The following is a 19,092-nucleotide window of genomic DNA, read 5'->3' on the forward strand; positions in this document are numbered from 1 at the left end:
GTGTCCTGGCCATCGCTGGAGGTCTGCGTGTGACGGCGCGCCTCCGGCCAGGAGCGGCTCCAGGCTTGGTTTGCGCAGCGTGAGAAGCGGTTGCCGCATGCGCGCTGTAGGACGAACTTTACAAAATCGCTACATGGCATTTCGTAACGATTCTTCATCAATCTCTATAATGAGAACTATTCGCATATAAACGTCTTGCGTTCCCCCTTGCTGCCCATGCTTGCATGGGGCGGCCATGCCTCCTCGGGACGGTGCCCTGACAAGCGCCGTGACCGCAGACCTGCACAACAAGCGAAGCATCGCTGGCCCGCCGCCAGCACCTGCCGATGGCCACCATCTGCGGGCGCCTGAGGCGTGGCTGTTGTCACCTGAACACCGAGTATTTTCATGTCCTCCTCTGCCTCGTTGGCAGCAGGTCGCGCGTCAGCACGGCCTCTGCGTCTTGATTTCCACCGGCTGCCATCGGCACCCCAGCGCCATGCACTGCGCGCCATCGCCGGTGTGGTGGCCGGCATGCTGGTAAATGGCGCAGCAGCAGCGCAGGCCGCTGATGCCACCGATGCTGCCGAGCAGGTTGCCAGCGACAAAACACTGGGCACCGTAGTGGTGACAGCGGCGGGCTTTGAGCAGGAGGTGACCCAGGCACCGGCCTCGATCACCGTGATCCCGCGTGAGAAGCTGGAGCAGGGCGCCTACAGCAACCTGCACGATGCCTTGCGCGATGTGCCGGGCGTCATCATGACCCCGTCGGACAACAACTCCAACGACATCAGCCTGCGCGGCATGGGCGCCAACTACACCTTGATCCTGGTGGACGGCAAACGCATGAGCACGCGCGAGACGCAGACCAATGGCTCGACGGGCACCGACCAAAGCTGGGTGCCGCCGCTCGAAGCCATCGAACGCATCGAGGTGGTGCGCGGGCCCATGTCCTCGCTCTACGGATCGGATGCGATGGGCGGCGTGGTCAACATCATCACGCGCAAGGTGGCCAAGCAGTGGCATGGCTCGCTGCGTGCCGATGCCACCTTGCAAGAGCGCTCCGAATCCGGCAATGCCTACCAGAGCAACTTCTACCTCTCGGGCCCGATCAAGGAAGAGATGCTGGGCATCAGCCTCTACGGCAACTACAGCAAGCGCGATGAAGACCGCATCTACCAGGGCTACAACGACAGCGATACCCAGGCGCTCAACGCCCGCATTGCGCTGACGCCGAGCAAGGACCACGACATCATTGCCGAACTGGGCGCGGCCAAGCAGCACTTCATCTCCACCCCCGGCAAGACCTTGCTGGAGACGGGTGCGCTGTCCGACCGCAGGTTCGAGCGCGAGAACTATTCGTTGCAGCACAAGGGCCGCTGGGGCTGGGCCTCGTCCGATACCTATGTGCAGCATGAGAAGACCCGCAACATCTCGCGTGAGATGACCATCAAGAACACGGTGGCCAACACCAGCTGGGTGATACCGGTGGGCGACGCGCACATCGTCAGCACTGGCCTGTACTACAACAAGCAAGATCTGACCGACACCACGACCAACACCTTGCCCGGCAGCAACCGCACCACGGCCGACCGCACCCAGTACGCCTGGTTTGCCGAAGACGAATGGCGCCTGCGCGAGGACTTTGCGCTGACCAGCGGCCTGCGCTTTGACGACGACAGCAAGGGCGGATCGCAATGGAGCCCGCGCCTCTATGGCGTGTGGAACCTGAACCCGCGCTGGACAGTCAAGGGCGGTGTCTCCACCGGTTTCCGCGCACCCTCGCTGCGCCAGACGCTGGGCGATTGGGGCCAGGCCAGCCGGGGCGGCAATATCTATGGCAACCCGGATCTGAAGCCGGAGAAATCGCTGTCCAAGGAAGTGGGCGTGCTCTACAACGATGGTGCCGGTCTGTCGGCAGGCCTGACCGTGTTTGACAACGACTTCCGCGACAAGATCACCCGCATTGCCTGCCCCGAGTGTGGCCCGTTGAATTCGTCCGGCAACACGCCTACGACCAATATCAATATCGACAAGGCAGTGACGCGCGGCATCGAGGCTACGCTGACCATGCCGCTGGCGCGCAGCCTGGACCTGAACTCCAGCTACACCTTCACCAAGTCCGAGCAAAAGAGCGGCGAGTTTGCCGGCCAGCCGCTGTCGCAGCTGCCGCGCCATATGCTTAATGTCGCACTGGACTGGAAGCCGTCTGACCGCTGGAACGGCTGGACCAAGCTGTCCTACCGAGGCAAGGAGAGCCAGCCGACCGGCGGCCGCTCGGCCCGCACCTGGGTCGCTGGCAGCTACGCCATGTTCGATGTGGGCGGCTCGTTCCACTACAACAAGAACACCACCTTCTTCGCCGGCATCTACAACCTGTTCGACAAGGATGTGTACTACGAAGACTACGCCACCGTGCAGGACGGGCGCCGTTACTGGGTGGGCATGAACCTCAAGTTCTAAACCCGCCGCGCGGCGACCCGCATTGCGGCGGGCGCTGCGGCTATCGCTTTGATTCGCATCCCTTGGAGAAAGACATGACCCCGCCATTGACCTCGGCCTGCTGGCGCGCCAGCGCTGCTGCCGCCCTCGCCACGTCGCTGTTTGCTGCCCCGGCGGCCTTTGCGCAAGCCCCCAGCCCCAAAGCTCCGGCAACCATCACCGTGCAGCACGCCAAGGGCAGCACGGTGGTGCCCCTGGCGCCTCAACGCGTGGTGGTGTATGACCTGGCATCGCTGGACACGATGCAGGCGTTGAACCTGCCGGTGACGGCCTTGGCCAAGGCCAACTTCCCCGGCTATATGCAGGCCTATGCCGATGCGCGCTACCTGCCAGCCGGCACCTTGTTCGAGCCCGATTTTGACGCGCTGAGCCAGATCCGGCCGGACCTGATCGTTGTGGCGGGCCGCAGCGCCGGCAAGTACGACATCCTGAGCAAGATCGCGCCCACGCTGGACCTGAGCGTCAACAACCAGCAGCTGCTGGCCGATATGCAGCGCAATGTGGTGGCGTTGGCATCGCTGTGGGGCAAGCAGGCCCAGGGCGAGCAGCTGATGCAGCGCGTGCGCAGCGAGGTGGAGAGCACCCGCGCGCTGGCCCAGCAGCAAGCGCCAGGCCTCCTGGTGCTGGCCATCAGCACGATGATCAATGCCCAGCCTCCCGGCGCACGCTTTGGTCTGCTGCACGATGTGCTGGGCGTCAAGCCGGCCTTGCCGGCCGATGCCAGCAAGCCGCGCGGCGTGCCGATGAAGATGGAGGACATCAGCCAGCTCAACCCCGCCTGGCTCTACGTGATCGACCGCAATGCCGGCACCGGCAGCACCACCGGGCGCGATGGCAAGCCCGTGGTGGCCAGCACCGAGCTGTTCAACAACGACGCCATCCGCAACAGCGCCGCCGGCCAGCAGGGCAGGGTGGTGTTCCTGGATCCGCAGGTCTGGTACCTGCTGGGTGTGGCCGGCCCGCAGGCCATGCTGCACACGACGGCGCAGTTGAAGGCCGTTTGGCGCCCCCGCTGAGGTCTTGACGCGGGAAGACGCTTGCAGGAGGCGGCATGTGATGCCTCCCCTTTCTTGCGGCACGCGGTCAGGCGGCGGTGGCTAGCGCAAACCCTTCGTCCAGCCAACCGGTGATGCCGCCCGCCATGAGCTTGACGGGCCGGCCCAGCTGCGCCAGACGCAAGGCGCCCCGGGCCGCCCCATTGCAGTGGGGGCCGGCACAGTAGGTGACGAACAGGGTACCGGCGGGCCAGGCGGCCAGCTTGCTCTCGATGATCTTGCCGTGCGGCAGATGCAGGGCGCCGGGGACATGGCCCCGTGCATACAGTTCGGCACTGCGCACATCCAGCAGCACGAAATCGGGGCCCCCCTGCTGCAGGGCAGCGTGCACATCCCAGCAGTCGGTCTCGAACGTGAAAGAACGGGAGAAATGCGCCACGGCATCGGCACTGGCGGCGGCGGGAATCTGGCTGACATAGCTGCTCATGAAGAACTCCTGGTAGACATGGCAGCGATTTTGCGGACCGGCGCCCCTGTCTACAATTGGCGCAAAAGACATAAATGGAAGGATTTGCGCCAATGTCTGCATCCTTGCGCGGGCCGCTGGTGGTAGCGCCTGTCTACCACGGTCTATGTACCTTCGAGTTCTCCATCGTGGCCGAGGTGTTTGGCCTGGAGCGCCCCGAGCTGGGCGCGGGCTGGTACCGCTTTGCAAGCGTGGCGGTGGAGCCCGGCCCGCTGCGGGCACAAGGCGGCCTGTCCGTCCAGGCCGGTGCCGACCTGGCGCTGATGGAGCAGGCGGACCTGATCGTGGTGCCGGGCTGGAGAGGCATCGACGAGCCGGTGCCCCTGGCATTGCAGCAAGCGCTGAGGCGTGCCTGGCAGCGCGGCGCCACCTTGGCCTCGATATGCTCCGGGGCTTTTGTGCTGGCTGCCACCGGGCTGCTGGATGGGCGCCGTGCAGCCACCCACTGGCGGTATGCGCCCGCGCTGGCGCAGCGTTACCCCTCGATCGCTGTGGATGCCCAGGTGCTGTATGTGGAGGAAGAGCGCTTGTTCACCTCGGCGGGCAGCGCAGCGGGCATCGACCTGATGCTGCATCTGGTGCGGCGCGATTTTGGCGTGAAGGCAGCCAACAGTGTGGCGCGGCGCCTGGTGGTGGCCGCGCACCGCAGCGGTGGCCAGGCGCAGTTCATCGAGCAGCCGCTGGTGAAGGATGCATCGGGCAAGCTGGCGCAGTTGCTGGACCAGGTGCGCGCGGATCTGCGGCGGGACTGGACGGTGGCTGCGATGGCCGAGGTCTTGGCCATGAGCCGGCGCACCTTCCTGCGCCGTTTCACGGCCGGCACCGGCATGGCGCCGAGCGCCTGGTTGGCGCAGGCGCGGATCGAGGAAGTGCGGCGCTTGCTGGAGAGCAGCAGCCTGCGCGTGGAGCAGATTGCAGACCAGGCAGGCTACCGCAGCGTGCAGGTGCTGCGTGACCAGTTCAGGCGCAGCATGGGCGTGTCGCCAACCGCTTACCGCGCATCGTTCACGGCGCCCTAGCGCCCGTGCAACTGCACCGCCTGGCTGGCGGCCAGCGCAGCGATATCGTCGCTGCTGTAGCCCAGCTCCTGCAGCACCTCGGCGGTGTGTTCGCCATACTGCGGTGCGCCGCGCCGGGTCACGCCATTGCCGTGCGAGAACTTGATCGGCAGGCCCAGCGCCTGGACCGGGCCGGCCACCGGGTGGTCGACCTCGATCACCATGTCGCGCGCCAGCGTTTGCGGGTCTTCCAGCATGTCCTTGATCTTGCGCACCGGACCGGCAGGCACACCGGCCTGCTCGAACTTCTCGACCCAGTAGTCGGTCGTGTTGCTGCGCATGGCCTCCGAAATGATGGCGATCAGCAGATCGCGGTTGGCCATGCGTTCGCGGTTGCTGGCAAATCGCTCGTCTTCGAGCAGGTGCTCCAGCTGCAGCACGCGGGTCATGCCGACCCAGGTGGCCTGGCTCACCGCGCCGATGTTGATCCAGCCGTCCTGCGTCGGTATCGCCTGGTAGGGCGCGGCCACCGGGTGGGCCGAGCCCATGGGGCCAGCGGACTCGCCGGTGGCAAAGGCCATCGCCACCTGCCAGTAGGTGTGGACCAGCGAGGCCTCATACAGCGAGGTGTCGACATACTGGCCTTCGCCGGTGCGCAGCCGCTCGATGTAGGCGGCCAGCACGCCGGTCGAGGCCAGGATGCCGGCGGTCACATCACCGATCGGCACGCCGACCTTGACGGGCGGGCGGCCCGGGCCTTCGCCGGTCAGGCTCATGATGCCGGACATGCCCTGCGCAATCAGGTCGTAGCCGGCGCGCTTGGCATAGGGCCCGTTGAGGCCAAAGCCGGTGATCTTGCAGTAGATCAGCGCGGGGTTGCTGGCACGCAGCACGTCATAGCCCAGCCCGAGTTTTTCCATCGTGCCGGGGCGGAAGTTCTCGATCACCACATCGGCCTTGTCGATGAGGCGGCGCACCACCTGCAGGCCGTCGGGGTGCTTGAGATCGACGGCGATACCGCGCTTGTTGCGGTTGACGATCATGAAGGTGGCGGACTCGCCCTGGATCTCCGGCGGGATCGCGCGGCGCGTGTCGTCGCCGCCGGGCAGGCGCTCGACCTTGACCACCTCGGCGCCCATGTCGGCCAGCAGCAAGCCGCCGACGGGACCTGCCATGACATTGGTTAACTCAACAACGACGAGGCCCGACAGCGGGCCTGTGCGCGGGGAAGGGGATGGCTGCATGAACGCTCTTACTTTCCTGTGAATACCGGCTTGCGCTTGTCCAAAAAGGCGCGGTAGCCTTCGATGAAGTCCTGCGTGTCAAAGCAGGCGTAGCCCTCTTGCTGGTCGGCATCCGTCAACGGCGTACCGCTTTGCAGCCGGGCGATGAATTTCTTGTGCCAGCGCGCCGACAGCGGCGCCAGGCCGCTGATGCGCGCAATGGTCTGGGCCAGCTCCTCGTCCCAGTCGGCCAGCGGCACCACGCGGGTGACCAGGCCTTTGGCACAGGCCTCCTGCGCATCGAGCAGGCGGCCTTCGAGCAGCAGCTCCAGCGCCACCTGCGGGCCCGCGACATGCACCAGCGCTTCGAGTTCCGGGTAGGCCAGCACACCGCCGAGGCGGCCAATGGGGATGCCAAAGCGGGCATCGTCACTGGCCAGGCGCAGATCGCAGCAGGCCGCCAGCTCCAGGCCACCGCCAACGCAGGCGCCACGGATGGCGGCCAGCGTGGGGATGGGGCAGTGGCGCAGCAGGGCCATGGCCCGGTGTGCCTGCTCGGCAAACGCCATGCCTTTTTCCTTGGACGAGCGCAGCGATTCGAACTCATCGATATCGGCGCCGCTGCCAAAGGCCTGGGTGCCTGCGCCGCGCAGCACGATGCAGCGCAGATCGCTGTCCTGCACCAGCACATCGAGCTGCTCGGCCAGGCTGATCCACATCTGGTGGCTGATCGCGTTGCGTTTGGCCACGTTGTCGATCAACAAGATGGCGACATGGCCTTCTCGGCTAAGGGTGATCTGTCCACTCATGGGCTGGCTTGGTCAAAGGGTGATGAAAAAGGCGCGCCAGTTTGCGCGCCGCTGGCGTCGAATGGGTGTGGCGGGCCGTGTCAGCCCCTGTCAGAACGCGGGGACGATGGAGCCCTGGAATTCCTTGTCGATGAACTGGCGCACCTCGTCCGAATGGTAAGCCTTGACCAGGCGTGCCACCCAGGGCTTGTCCTTGTCGTCCTGGCGCACGGCAATCAGGTTGGTGTAGGGCGACTTGGCCGACTCGCGCGCAATGGCGTCCTTGGTGGGGTTGAGCTTGGCGGCAATCGCATAGCTGGTGTTGATGACGGCGGCATCCAGGTCATTGAGCGCATGCACCAGCTGGGCGGCATCCAACTCGCGCAGGCGCAGCTTCTTGGGGTTGTCGACCACATCCAGCGGCGTGGCCTTGATGCCGGCCGACGCGCGCAGCTTGATCAGGCCATGCTCTTGCAGCAGCAGCAGCGCGCGGCCGCCATTGGTGGGGTCATTGGGCAGACCGATCTGCGCGCCCTGCGGCAGGTCGCCCAGCGATTTCACCTTCTTGGAGTACAGCGCAATCGGCAGCACCACGGTGTTGGCGGCAGGCACCAGCTTGTAGCCGCGGTCCTTGACCTGCTGCTCCAGATAGGGGTGGTGCTGGTAGGCATTGGCATCCAGATCACCGGCCACCAGGGCGGCATTGGGCTGGATGAAATCGCTGAACTCGATCACCTGGACCGTGAGGCCCTCTTTGGCGGCTGCTTGTTTCACCGCTTCGGCAATCTGCGCATGCGGGCCGGCCGTCACGCCCAGCTTGATGGGCTTGTCCTGCGCGAAGGCGGGGGCGGCAAAGGCGGCAGAAACCGCCAGCAGGGCGGCGAGGGTGAAATGGCGCTTGAGCATGGAAGGCAGTCGGGAACAAGTAGACGGGCCCACATGCTACGTTCGATCGCTCAGATTAAAAAATAATATTATCGAATAACCAAAGACGCCATTCGCTATATGGAGCGGCTCAGTCGGCTGTCGGATCCGCAGCTTCTGGAGCCTGGTCGCCGCCCGATGCCAGGTGCTGGCCGGTCTGCATCCAGGCCTGGGCGGCTTCGGCATCGCCCGCGAAGTGGTGGCAGCTGGCAGCGGCCATCGCGATGCGGGCATTGCGCGGGTCCAGGTCAAAGGCCAGCTCATTCTGGGCGGCTGCGTTTTGCCACATCACCGTGGCATTGGGCGAGCCTTCCTTCTGCAGCGCATGGGCCTCGGCCATCCAGGCCTGGGCCAGGCGCATGGCGGCCTCGGGCTGGTTGCGGTCGGCCTGGTGGGCGCGGTAAAAGGCCTGGCCCGCCTGCTGCCACAGCGCGCGGGCGGCAGCGAAATCGGTGGTGGCAATCTTTTGCGCATCGGCAACGAATTGCTGGCCGGTGGCGAGGTGGTGGCTGTAGCTGTCTGCGGTCATGGGGCTGCGATGGTAGCAGCGATGGCAAGGGCTTGCAGGCGGCCCAGCACTTGCCACCGCAGCGACCGTTCAGCTGTGCTGGATGCGGGTGCCCAGCAGCTCAAGAAACTGCGCCAGCCACTGCGGGTGGGCAGGCCAGGCGGGGGCGCTCACCAGGTTGCCGTCGGTATGGGCCTGGTCCACCGCGATATCGGCATAGGTGCCACCGGCCAGCACCACCTCGGCCTTGCAAGCGGGGTAGGCCGAGCAGGTACGGCCTTTGAGCACGCCGGCGCCCGCCAGCAGCTGCGCACCATGGCAGACGGCGGCGACCGGCTTGTTGGCCGTGAAGAAATGGCGCACGGCGGCCAGCACCGCCTCGTTGTTGCGCAGGTACTCGGGGCCGCGTCCGCCAGGGATCACCAACGCGTCATAGTCTTCGGCCTTGATGTCGGCAAAGCTCGCATTCAACGTGAAGTTGTGGCCAGGCTTTTCGCTATAGGTCTGCGCGCCTTCAAAGTCATGGATCGCCGTCTTGATGTGGTCACCGGCTTTCTTGTCCGGGCAGACCGCATGCACCTGGTGGCCCACGGCCAGCAAGGTCTGGAAGGGCACCATGGTCTCGTAGTCCTCGCAGTAGTCACCACAGATCATCAGTATTTTCTTGGCCGGCATAAGGTCTTCAAAAAGGGGTTTCAGGCGGGTCTGCCTGCGCCATTGTGGGCCGAGGAGGCGCAGATGCCAAGGGTGCCCCGCGCGGGCAAAAAAAACCCTGCTCCAGGAGCAGGGGGCAAAAGATGGCTTGGAGCCACCGCATGCTGTGGCGTTCGTCGAATGCAGGCCACTTGTTGGGCGCAGCGCAGGCGCTGCGGGCTTCTCCTCACTGGGATCCTCTGCAGAACCCTTGTTGATCAGAACTTGTAGGTGACGTACAGGAACGGAATGATCGGATCCAGGGTCAGGCGGGTCTGCGAGACCGCCACCTTGTTGCCGTTGACCGTGGTCGTCAGCTTGGCGTCGGTCTTCATCGGCACATAGGACACCGAGAAGGTGATACCCCAGTTCTTGTCAATCGCGTAGTTGGCGCCGATGTTGAAGACCGGTGCCCATTGGCTGTCGATCTTGGCGGTGGTCTTGGCAACGCCTGGAGGCGCGCCGATGACGCTGCCCAGCGTATTTTGCAAGCCGCTGCTGAGGCGCACGCTGCGGAACTGCGAGTAGGTAACACCCAGACCCAGTGAGACGCGGAACTTGTCATCGGCATTGCCGAAGAAATACTTGCCCAGCAGCGAAGGTGCATAGAGGCGCGCATTGCCCAGCTCACCAATGGGCTCCAGCGTGCCGGCACCGTTGAGCTTGAGACGCGGTGGAATGCCCAGCACGCCTTCGACCGCCCAGTTGTCGGTCAGGAAGTAGTGCACGTTCAGGCCCAGGGTGGTGGCGCTCTTGAGGTCAGCGCCCGAGCCCGGGATCTGCCGCTCAAAGGGCTCGACAAAGGTCAGTGGCTTGCTCTTGTCCTGAGGCGAATAGTTGAGCGCCCCGGCTCCTAACACCCAGTCGCCCGCCTTCTGTGCATAAGCGCTGCTTGCGAGCAAGGCGGTGGCCGCCAGCCACATCCATTTCTTGGCTTGTTTCATTGCTTTGTCTCCTTGGGTTGCTGTTTGAACGATCGTCCAATCTGGCTTGTCTCGAAGACAGAGCATAGGAAGCTGGGCAGGCTGTGTCGACAGGGTAAGCGCTGAATTTCAGCAAAAAAAGCACACTCGTTCTAATTTGTGCCGACCTGGGGAAAACGCAGATGGGAAAGGGCGGAAGTTTGTTGTAAAAGCACACCTTTCTTACAGATGCGCCTGCGGAAACGGAGCGGGGATCTTCGATGCGGATCGGGTGCGCAACTCGGCGGATCCGGATGCGTCGCCGCCCTGGACCCAGCCCTTGGAACTGGATGCAAAGCTGCGTGGGTCAACGATCGGTTTCGTGTTCCACCTGCCGTGCAAAGTCCTGCGCAGAGCCCTCGTAGGGCTGGTTGTTGGCATCGAGCAGGCTCTGGCGAATGGAGGGCGAGCGAAGCGCTTGCGCGGTCAATGTGTGCAGACGCAGCACCACCTGGGCGGGGGTACCCGTTGGGGCGAAGAGCCCGAACAGGGAATCCAGATTCGCGGATGGGTAACCCAGCTCCGCGAGGGTCGGCACCTCGGGGAGTACCGGCAGGCGGCGCGGTGCGCCGACCGCCAAGGCCTTGAGGCGCCCTTCGCGCAAGGCGCTGAGCTGGCTCGGTGCGACGTTGGTCGACAGCAGCTCGAAATGGCCACCGAGCGCATCGGTCAATTGCTGTCCGCCACCCTTGTACGGCACATGGGTGATGCGCACGCCCGCAAGCTGACTCACGCGTTGCAAGACGGTGTGCCCGGTCGTGCCTTCGCCTGTCGTCGCCCAGCGCAGCATGCCCGGGTGCTTGCGCGCCGCTTCGACCATGTCGGCGAAAGCCGTTGCGGCCAGCGCGGAGGTGCCCACCAGGAGCAGCGGCGTGCGCATGACACCGGCCACGGGCTGCACCGGCAATGGCGCCGCAGCCGCTGAGGTTGTGGCACGCCGTGCGGCCGCATGGCGCAGCAGGCCCACGGCAGCGGCGGCGGTAAAGACCAGCGTTTGGCCATCGGGCGGACGGCGTTGCAGCAGTTCCAGCGCCAAGGTTCCGCTCGCGCCGGGCCGGTTCTCGACGATGACTGGTGCCTGGAGCGGATCGGCCATGGCTTTGGCCAAGGCGCGCGCTACCAGGTCGCTGACACCGCCGGGTGGATAGGCGACCAGAATCTTGAGACCAGCGCCCGGTCTTGTCCGGGCTGCAGGGGCAGCGGCCCGTGCCGCCGGGGTCACCAGCGATGCGCCCATCAAGCCGCTCAGCAGCATGGCCCTGCGCGACCATCGTGGGGCGTTTGCCGGGGTCAGCGCTGGCCATCCGGACATGCGCTCACCTGGCTTTGGCCGCATGGCGCTTGGCCAGCTTTTTTGCCAACGCGATCACCGTTCCCAGCGGGCCATCGCAGTCATGCGCCCGGTACACCAAGGTCAACGGCGCCCAAAGATCGAGGGACGGATCGAGCGAGCGATACACCACGGCATGGCGATGCGATCCTTTGATCGACGCCGGAACAATGGACAGGCCCACGCCTGCTGCAACCAGGTTCACATTGGTCATCATGCGTTCGACCTCGGCCGCCACTTCCACATGAACCTGGCGTTGTGCACACAGTGCTAGCAGATTGGCATACAGGCCCGGCGCACCGGGCCTGCGCACCAGCACCAGTTTTTCGCCATCGAGCTCATCGAGCATCACGGGCTGGGTGCTGTTGCGTGCCAGCCGGTGGTCCACCGGAATGGCCAGCAGCGCTTCTTCCTGGAGCAGCGGCTCGAACGCCAATCCCTCCGGGTGTGCCACCGGAACGCGCAAAAAGCCGCAATGCAGACGCTGTGCAGCGACGGCTTCGGTGATTTCAGCGGCGTTGTTCTCGCTGACGCTCAGCAGGATGTCGGGGTGCGACTTGCGGCAGGTGCGCAGCACTTCCGGGGTGAACGCATGGGCTGCAGCCGAACTGGTGAAGCCCACACGGAGATGGCCCCGTTCACCGCGCGCATACGCCTCGATGCGCTGCTGCATCGCATGAAAGTCGCCAAGCAGTTGCTCAGCCTCTGCGCGCAACGCATGACCGAGATCGGTCAGGTCCACGCCTTTGGGGTGGCGGCGAAACAGCGCACTGCCCAGCTCGTTCTCCAGCGCCTGAATCTGCTGCGACAACGGCGGCTGCTGGATGCCCAGGCGCTCTGCGGCACGCGTGATATGGCCGCATTCGGCCACCGCAAGAAAATACCGGAGATGACGCAATTCCATATATTCAAAAAGTATGCGGTTGATATCTTAGAAATCTTTGAAATATTTCGCAAGCCGACGAAGAATAGGGAAGCCCTCAAAAACCAAGCGCTGGTGCGCCAGCCTTGCGGAGAGCCGCACCCATAAAAAACACTGGATAGGAGACAAACCATGACATCACATCTGCCCAAACTCGGCCTGCCCCTGCTGGCGCTGCTCGCGCTCAGCGGCTGCGGTGACGGCTCCCTGGTATTGCGAGGGCCCTCCACGTCCGACGAGGCAGCGCCGGTGCTGGCCACCTGCCCTGCGGATGTGCCCGCCGACGCGAAATGCCTGTCCGGCCGCGACTCCAAGGGCGCGTTCTACATGATCGCCGTGCCGGCAAAGTGGAACGGCATCCTGGTGATGCATGCGCATGGAGGCCCCGATCTGGCCGCGCCCGATCTGGAGCGTTCGATGGAAGACCTGACCCGCTGGTCGATCATGGTGAAATCCGGCTACGCATGGGCGGGTTCCTCCTACCGCCAGGGCGGTGTCGAAGTGCGCGCTGCCGCAGAAGACACGGAACGTCTGCGCGGCATCTTCCGCAAGCATGTGGCAGTCCCCACCAAGACCATCCTGCATGGCCAGTCATGGGGCGCTGGCGTGGCGGCCAAGGGCGCGGAGATGTTCACGGCAGACACCGTGGGCGAGCGTCCCTACGATGGCGTCCTGCTCACCAGCGGCGTGCTGGGTGGGGGCACACGCTCCTACGATTTCCGGCTCGACCTGCGCGTGGTCTACCAGTACTTGTGCGGCAACCATCCACGCCCCAGCGAACAGCCTTACGCACTCAACCTCGGCCTGCCCGCCAATGTCACGATGAAGCAGGCGGATGTAGCGCTGCGTGTGAACGAATGCCTGGCGCTCAACAAGCCCGCTGCCGAGCGCACACCCGAGCAGAAGGCCAAGATCCAGACCATCGTCAATGTGATCAAGATTCCCGAGAGCGCCATCCAGTCGCACATGAACTGGGCGACCATGCACTTTCAGGATATCTCCGCCAAGCGCACCGGCGGCGAGAGCCCTTTTGGCAATGAAGGCGCCGTCTACAACGGCTCTGCCGACGATGCAGCCCTGAACGCCGGCGTGCTGCGCTACAAGGCCAACCCTGCCGCCTACCAGACGTTCGCCACCGACACCGACCCGGTCGGCAAGATTCCTGTGCCGGTGCTGTCGACCAAATGGATCAGCGACCCGACCGCGTTTGTGGAACTCGATTCTCGTTTCCGCGAGGTGATGGATGAAGGCGGCAGTGGTGGCCGTCTGGTGCAGACCTTCACGACGAATGGCACCCATAGCTTTATCAGCGATCCCACCTATCCCACACTGATGGACGCGCTGCTGCAGTGGGTGAACACCGGCACCAAGCCCACACCTGCCAGCATCGCCAGCGCCTGCATCGGCATGGAAGCGACCTACGGCAAGGGCTGTAGCTTTGATGCGAGCTACACGTCACCGGCGCTGTCCACACGCGTCGCTGCACGTCAGCGTCCGCAGTGATCTCTGCTTGCGCTGGCCAAAACTGTGGCCGGTGGAAAGGCAGTGCATGGGGCGCCGGCACGTACTTTGCGAAGGCTTTGAAGGATGCTTGGTGCATGCCTACGATGCGACAGGAGCGCTAGTTTTGCCATCCATGAGATTGGGCAAGGCGTGCACACTCTTAGCCCCTGGGTGTCGCTGATGCGCGCTGCTTATGCTTCCGCTCGACACTGGCACCCAGCAGCCACGCCATCGCGGCCAAGATAGCGCTGCCCGCGATTGAGCCCAAAGAACGGTTGGAAAAGGAGGGGCTGAAAAGCGACCGGTGAACGGTGCTGGCCAGCGTGCGATCTGCCGGCGCAACCCAGGGGATGCCCGCTTCTGGGCTGTGGAGCCTACAGTACGCATACAACAAGGCACAGCAGGCCAAGCCAAGCAGCGTGCAACGCTGTGCAATTTTGGCGAGTCGAACTGACTTCCATCCGTATGCGATCAGCGGCAGCAACCACAGGGCAATGCCCGGCTGCACATAGCGTTTGACGTTATCCAGACCTGGCTGGTAGGCATCCGAAAGTGACGCGGTGGCTGCATGGAAATACACCCCTGCGGCGTAGGCCAGCATGAACGAGAAGGTGGCCGTGACTTCCAAATGCAGCCATGGCGATAGAGGGTGGTTGTCAGGGCGCATGCGCGGATTATCAAAGCGCGCATCAGCAGGAGGATGAAGTCAGTGTGAACTCGAGACACGGCGCACTGGGCCGTGTTTCTGCGTCTGCCCTTAGCCCTGTACCGCCCGCACACACACCAGCGCATCCACCTGGTCCAGCAGCAACTGCAGATGCCGCTCGCGCAAGGTGTCGCCGAGAAGGTCCACCTGCAGCAGGCTGCGCCAGGTGGCGGCGTGGTCGATGCGAAAGCCGCTGAGGGCGGAAATCAGGTAGTGCACATCGGTGGCAGTGACGTCAGGCTTGAACAGGCCCTGGGCCACGCCGCGCTCCAGGATGCGTTCCAGCGGTGTCAGGGCCGCGCGGCGCAGCGATTCGTTGTTGGAGACCTGGCCCAGCATTTCGCCGCCCTGGAAGTTCTCCTGCAGCACCAGGCGGGTGAAGGCCTGGTTGTTGGCGTGGTAGTCAAAGCTCTTCTGGGCCAGCGCATGCAGCGCTTCCAAGGGCTCCATGGCATCCAGGTTCAGGCTTTCTTCGGAGGCGCGGATGTCGGTGTAGCTTTGCTCGATGACGGCCAGGTACACGTCCTTCTTGTTGCCGAAGTAGTAGTACAGCATGCGCTTGGCGCAGCCGGCCTTGGCCGCAATGCGTTCGAGCCGGGCGCCGTCATAGCCATAGTTGGCAAACTCGGTCTTGCCGGCATCGAGCAGCGCCTGGCGCATGCCGGCCGATGCGCCGGGGTCGTCTGCCTGGGGGTCTTGTGGGGGTGGCTCTTGCTGGCCTTGCTGCTTGCTCACTGCCGGATCTCCGTGGACACAAGCGGGCAAGCGTAACATGCGCGCTCCTTGCCGAGGCCGGGGCACAAAAAAGCCATGGCTTGCAGTGCAGGCCATGGCGCTTTTCGGGTCAGGGGCAGGGCAACCCCTGCGTGCTTACCGGGCCTTGTCAGGCAAGGCGTAGGCGATCACGTAGTCGCCACGGTCGGGCGACTGGCGCGCGCCGCCGGCGGAGATCAGCACATACTGCTTGCCGGTCTTGGGCGATTGGTAGGTCATCGGGCCGCCCTGGCTGCCCACCGGCAGGCGGCTTTTCCAGATCTCCTGGCCGTTGGCGGTGTTCCAGGCGCGCAGGTAGTAATCCTGCGTGCCGGCAAAGAACACCAGGCCGCCCTGGGTCGACAGGCTGCCGCCCAGGGTGGGCAGGCCGACTGGCAACGGCAGGCGCATCTTGATGCCCAGCGGGCCGGTGTCCTGCACGGTGCCCACCGGCACTTGCCAGACCACCTGCTGGGTCTGCATGTCGATGGCCGAGAGTGTGCCGAAAGGCGGCTTCTGGCAGGGGATGCCCAGCGGCGACATGAAGCGGTCCTTGATCACCGCATAGGGCGTGCCGCCCAGCGGCACCTGGCCCATGCCGGTGTTGGGCTGCTCGCCGCCGTCGGACAGCGTGGCCTTGGGCTTTTGCGGCATCATCTGCACCCACAGGCCCAGGCGCATGTCGTTCACAAAGATCAGGTGGTTGTTCGGATCGGCCGAGATACCGCCCCAGTTCATGCCGCCCAGCGATCCGGGGAAGCTCAGCGATACATCGGTGGACGGTGCCGTGAACAGGCCTTCATAGCGCATCGATTTGAACTTGATGCGGCAGACCAGCTGGTCCAGCGGCGTGGCACCCCACATGTCGGCTTCGGTCAGGGTCTGGGTGCCGATCTGCGGCATGCCGACGGATACGCGCTGGGTCGCCGCGTACTTTTCGCCAGGGATGCCTGCGGGCTTGACCGGCACATCGTCCACCTGGGTCAGCGGCTGGCCGCTTTGGCGGTCCAGCACAAAGATCTGGCCGGCCTTGGTGCCTACCACCAGTGCGGGCGTGGTGCTGCCATCCTTTTTGGGGAAGTCGATCAGGGTCGGGGCCATCGGAATATCAAAGTCCCAGAGGTCGTTGTGCACGGTCTGGTAGACCCATTTCTCATGGCCGTTCGTGGCGTCCAGCGCCAGGATGGAGGCGCCGTACTTCAGATCGGCTGCGGAGCGGGGCACGCCGTACAGATCGACCGAGGGCGAGCCCATCGGCAGGTAGACGGTGTTGGAGCTCGGATCGTAGGTGGTACCGGCCCACACATTGGCGGACGAGCGCGTGTAGGTGGCACCAGGGGCCAGCACCTCGTTGGGCGTGTTGGAGCCTGCATCAAAGGCCCAGCGCAGCGCGCCGGTCATCACGTCAAAACCACGGATCACGCCGCCCGGCATATCGACCTGCACGTTGTCGGCGACACGGCCGCCGATCACGATGGTGGTGCCGGCCACGGTGGGGGCCGATGTGAGGGTGTAGTAAGCGGGGTTGGCGATGGTGCCCAGGCCTTGCTTCAGATCGACAATGCCCTGGTTGCCAAAGCCGGCGCAGAGCTCGCCGTTGTCGGCATTGATGGCAAACAGGCGCGCGTCGATGGTGTTCATCACAATGCGGCGCTGGCACTGGTCGCCAGCGGGCAGCGCGACGGGCTGCACGGGCGATGAACCGGCCACCTGCGGCACCGGCAGCGGCGCATTGGCATCAAAGTAGGCCAGGCCCCGGCAGCGTTCCCAGACACCACCCACATGCGAGTTGGTGTCGTGGCGCCACAGCTGCTTGCCGGTATCGGCATCCAGCGCAATCACGTTGTTGCTGGGCGTGCAGACAAACACCTTGTCACCCACTTGCAGCGGCGTGGTCTGGTCTTCGGCACCGGCGCCGGTGGATTTGGGCACATCGCCGGTGTGGAAGGTCCAGGCCACTTGCAGCTGGTTGACGTTGTCCACATTGATCTGGTCCAGCGCCGCAAAGCGGTCGTTGTTGCTGCCATGGCCGTAGTGGCTCCAGTCCTTTTGCGCGTTGGCGGCATCCACCGGCTTGCGGCTGATGGCGGCCTGGTTCTGCACCTCAGGATGGATCTGGAACATGGAGGCAAAGCTGACCAGGCCCACCAGCAACAGCACACCCGCCAAAGCCAGCGGGCCCTTGTTGCTGCGCGCACGCGGGGCGCCCGCTTGCAGCAGCGGCAGGCAGGCGCTGACCACCGCTGCGCCAAAGGTCATCGCCAGCAGGCGCGAGACTAGGCTCCAGTAGTCCAGACCCACCTCGGCCAGGGCCCACAGCACGGTGGCCGCAAAGGTGGCCAGGTAGAGCCAGCCGCCCGAGCGGCGGCCGCGCAGCACCTGCACACCCGACAGCAGCAGGCCCAGGCCCGCCAGCAAAAAGTACCAGCTGCCGCCCAGGCTGATGAGTTTGCCGCCGCCGACCAGGAAGGCCAGGCCGGCCATGGCCAGCACTGCGCCCAGCACGCCGAGCAGCAGGCGCACGGCCAGTGACGGTTCACGCGCTTGTTGTGTCATATCGATCCTCGAATCTGTCTTGGGTCTGGCAGGCGCAGGGGCCCTCTGCACAAGGCCAGGAATAGGCGCTGTGCAGAGGGCCCTGAGCAGTCGCTGCTACAGACCTTGTCTTGTGTGAGAAAAAATGTCCATTGTGGTGAGAAATAAAGTCCATCGCTGCCTGGTGTGTACCGGACATTTCAAAAATTTCTGAAATCAATGGTTGCTTAGCCATCCCGGGCGGGTGCAGATGGCAGTGGGAAGGGCGCTGAAAAGGCGAGGTATTCAGGCGCTGAAGTGCTGCTTCATCAGTGGCTTCAGAATCCCGTGCACGGCCTTGACCAGGCGGTTGTGCGGCCGCGCTGCCGGTGTGGCCAGCACGATGCGGTTGCGGATCACGGGGTGGCTGACCTGGGCGGTGAACACCGGCGCGCTGCCCGGCCAGGTCTTGACGGCGCTGGCGGGCACGACCGAGCAGCCCACATTGCGCGCGACCAGGGACAGCACCATCTTGATCGAATCGACCTCGGCCACGATGCGCAGCGGCAGCTGCTGGTCTTCCACCGCATCGTCAAAAATCATGCGCAGCGCCTGCGGGCGGCTGGGCAGCACCAGCGGGTAATCCACCAGCTGGGCGACTTTGACCCGCTCGGGCAATGGCCGGGTGCTGATCAGCACCAGCGGTTCGCGCGTCAGCGGCTCGGTCAACAGCTGCGGCGTGGGGCTGGGGTCAAACAGCACGGCCACATCGAGGCGGTCGGCCAGCAGCCATTCGCGCAGCCGAATGCTCAGGCTCTCTTCAACAATGATCGAGGCATCGGGGCAGGCCTGCAAAAACTGCTGCACCACATCGGGTGTGATCAGGCTGGCCACCAGCGGCGGCAAACCCAGCCGTACCTTGCCGCGCGGGCTTTGCAGGCGGTCGGCCATGTCGGCCTTGGCGGCATCCACGGCCGCGCTGATGCTGCGCCCATGGGCCAGCATGGCCTTGCCCGATTCGGTCAGCCGCACGCCCCGGCCATGGCGCTCGAGCAGCGGCTGGCCCAGCTCGGCCTCCAGCAGCTGCACCTGGCGGCTCAAGGTCGGCTGGCTCAGGTTCAGCGCCGCAGCGGCCTTGCTGTAGCTTTGGGCCTGGGCGACCGCCATGAAGTACTGCAAGCGCACAAAATCCATGCATCACCTCTATATCTGATATTTGGATTTTATAGGTGATCAAAAAGTTGGCAGTTCCACAATGCGCCCAAG

17 protein-coding genes are annotated in these 19,092 nt (G+C 64.6%); 4 read left to right on the forward strand and 13 right to left on the reverse strand.

All coding sequences use genetic code 11. The annotated features are described in order from the left end of the window. The first annotated feature begins 387 nt into the window (after positions 1-387). Positions 388-2,442: a ligand-gated channel protein gene (locus MJ205_RS22000; protein ID WP_239810368.1), complete on the forward strand. Its 2,055-nt coding sequence runs from the start codon at positions 388-390 to the stop codon at positions 2,440-2,442. A 74-nt stretch (positions 2,443-2,516) separates the two neighbouring features. Beyond that, entirely contained in the window at positions 2,517-3,497 is a 981-nt protein-coding gene (locus tag MJ205_RS22005) for a siderophore ABC transporter substrate-binding protein (RefSeq protein ID WP_239810369.1), read from the forward strand. Positions 3,498-3,564: 67 nt separating this feature from the next. On the opposite strand, the gene MJ205_RS22010 is transcribed toward MJ205_RS22005, so the two are convergent. Then, a complete protein-coding gene (locus MJ205_RS22010) occupies positions 3,565-3,963 on the reverse strand; it encodes a rhodanese-like domain-containing protein (protein ID WP_239810370.1) in 399 nt (132 codons plus the stop codon). Positions 3,964-4,067: 104 nt separating this feature from the next. On the opposite strand from MJ205_RS22010, the gene ftrA reads away from it, so the two are divergent. Next, positions 4,068-5,021: a transcriptional regulator FtrA gene (gene ftrA, locus MJ205_RS22015; RefSeq protein ID WP_446715095.1), complete on the forward strand. Its 954-nt coding sequence runs from the start codon at positions 4,068-4,070 to the stop codon at positions 5,019-5,021. Here the strand turns inward: ftrA and MJ205_RS22020 are convergent. The 8 genes from MJ205_RS22020 to MJ205_RS22055 form a co-directional block, all read right to left on the reverse strand. Continuing rightward, positions 5,018-6,244: a CaiB/BaiF CoA transferase family protein gene (locus MJ205_RS22020; protein ID WP_256460949.1), complete on the reverse strand. Its 1,227-nt coding sequence runs from the start codon at positions 6,242-6,244 to the stop codon at positions 5,018-5,020. The two genes, ftrA and MJ205_RS22020, sit on opposite strands and share 4 nt — an antisense overlap. Before the next feature lie 8 nt (positions 6,245-6,252). Beyond that, on the reverse strand, positions 6,253-7,032 hold the full coding sequence (locus MJ205_RS22025; protein WP_239810373.1) for an enoyl-CoA hydratase-related protein: 780 nt from the start codon (positions 7,030-7,032) through the stop codon (positions 6,253-6,255). Positions 7,033-7,122: 90 nt separating this feature from the next. Continuing rightward, positions 7,123-7,917 (reverse strand): MetQ/NlpA family ABC transporter substrate-binding protein, encoded by a 795-nt coding sequence (locus MJ205_RS22030; RefSeq protein WP_239810374.1) that lies wholly within the window; start codon positions 7,915-7,917, stop codon positions 7,123-7,125. 109 nt (positions 7,918-8,026) lie between these two features. After that, on the reverse strand, positions 8,027-8,464 hold the full coding sequence (locus MJ205_RS22035; protein WP_239810375.1) for a hypothetical protein: 438 nt from the start codon (positions 8,462-8,464) through the stop codon (positions 8,027-8,029). A 69-nt stretch (positions 8,465-8,533) separates the two neighbouring features. Then, positions 8,534-9,118 carry a DJ-1/PfpI family protein gene (locus MJ205_RS22040; protein ID WP_239810376.1) on the reverse strand — a complete coding sequence of 195 codons (585 nt, stop codon included), beginning with the start codon at positions 9,116-9,118 and terminating at the stop codon, positions 8,534-8,536. A gap of 236 nt (positions 9,119-9,354) precedes the next feature. Further along, on the reverse strand, positions 9,355-10,080 hold the full coding sequence (locus tag MJ205_RS22045; protein WP_239810377.1) for an OmpW/AlkL family protein: 726 nt from the start codon (positions 10,078-10,080) through the stop codon (positions 9,355-9,357). Positions 10,081-10,405: 325 nt separating this feature from the next. Next, positions 10,406-11,410, reverse strand: a complete 1,005-nt coding sequence (locus MJ205_RS22050; protein ID WP_239810378.1) for a tripartite tricarboxylate transporter substrate binding protein — start codon at positions 11,408-11,410, stop codon at positions 10,406-10,408. Between the two features lie 4 nt (positions 11,411-11,414). Further along, positions 11,415-12,332: a LysR family transcriptional regulator gene (locus MJ205_RS22055; protein WP_239810379.1), complete on the reverse strand. Its 918-nt coding sequence runs from the start codon at positions 12,330-12,332 to the stop codon at positions 11,415-11,417. Positions 12,333-12,482: 150 nt separating this feature from the next. On the opposite strand from MJ205_RS22055, the gene MJ205_RS22060 reads away from it, so the two are divergent. Beyond that, complete coding sequence (locus MJ205_RS22060; RefSeq protein ID WP_239810380.1) at positions 12,483-13,853, forward strand: hypothetical protein; 1,371 nt, start codon at positions 12,483-12,485, stop codon at positions 13,851-13,853. Between the two features lie 160 nt (positions 13,854-14,013). Here MJ205_RS22060 and MJ205_RS22065 read toward each other — a convergent pair whose 3' ends face one another. From MJ205_RS22065 to MJ205_RS22080, 4 genes are all read right to left on the reverse strand, one after another. Then, positions 14,014-14,520, reverse strand: coding sequence for a hypothetical protein (locus MJ205_RS22065; RefSeq protein WP_239810381.1), 507 nt, complete (start codon positions 14,518-14,520; stop codon positions 14,014-14,016). Positions 14,521-14,610: 90 nt separating this feature from the next. Next, positions 14,611-15,294 (reverse strand): TetR family transcriptional regulator, encoded by a 684-nt coding sequence (locus tag MJ205_RS22070; protein ID WP_239810382.1) that lies wholly within the window; start codon positions 15,292-15,294, stop codon positions 14,611-14,613. A gap of 135 nt (positions 15,295-15,429) precedes the next feature. After that, positions 15,430-17,868 (reverse strand): membrane-bound PQQ-dependent dehydrogenase, glucose/quinate/shikimate family, encoded by a 2,439-nt coding sequence (locus MJ205_RS22075; protein WP_239810383.1) that lies wholly within the window; start codon positions 17,866-17,868, stop codon positions 15,430-15,432. 264 nt (positions 17,869-18,132) lie between these two features. After that, complete coding sequence (locus tag MJ205_RS22080) at positions 18,133-19,020, reverse strand: LysR family transcriptional regulator (RefSeq protein WP_239810384.1); 888 nt, start codon at positions 19,018-19,020, stop codon at positions 18,133-18,135. Between the last annotated feature and the right edge of the window lie 72 nt (positions 19,021-19,092).

The organism is Comamonas sp. B21-038 (assembly GCF_022387135.1).
Classification (GTDB): Bacteria; Pseudomonadota; Gammaproteobacteria; order Burkholderiales; family Burkholderiaceae_C; genus Comamonas; species Comamonas sediminis.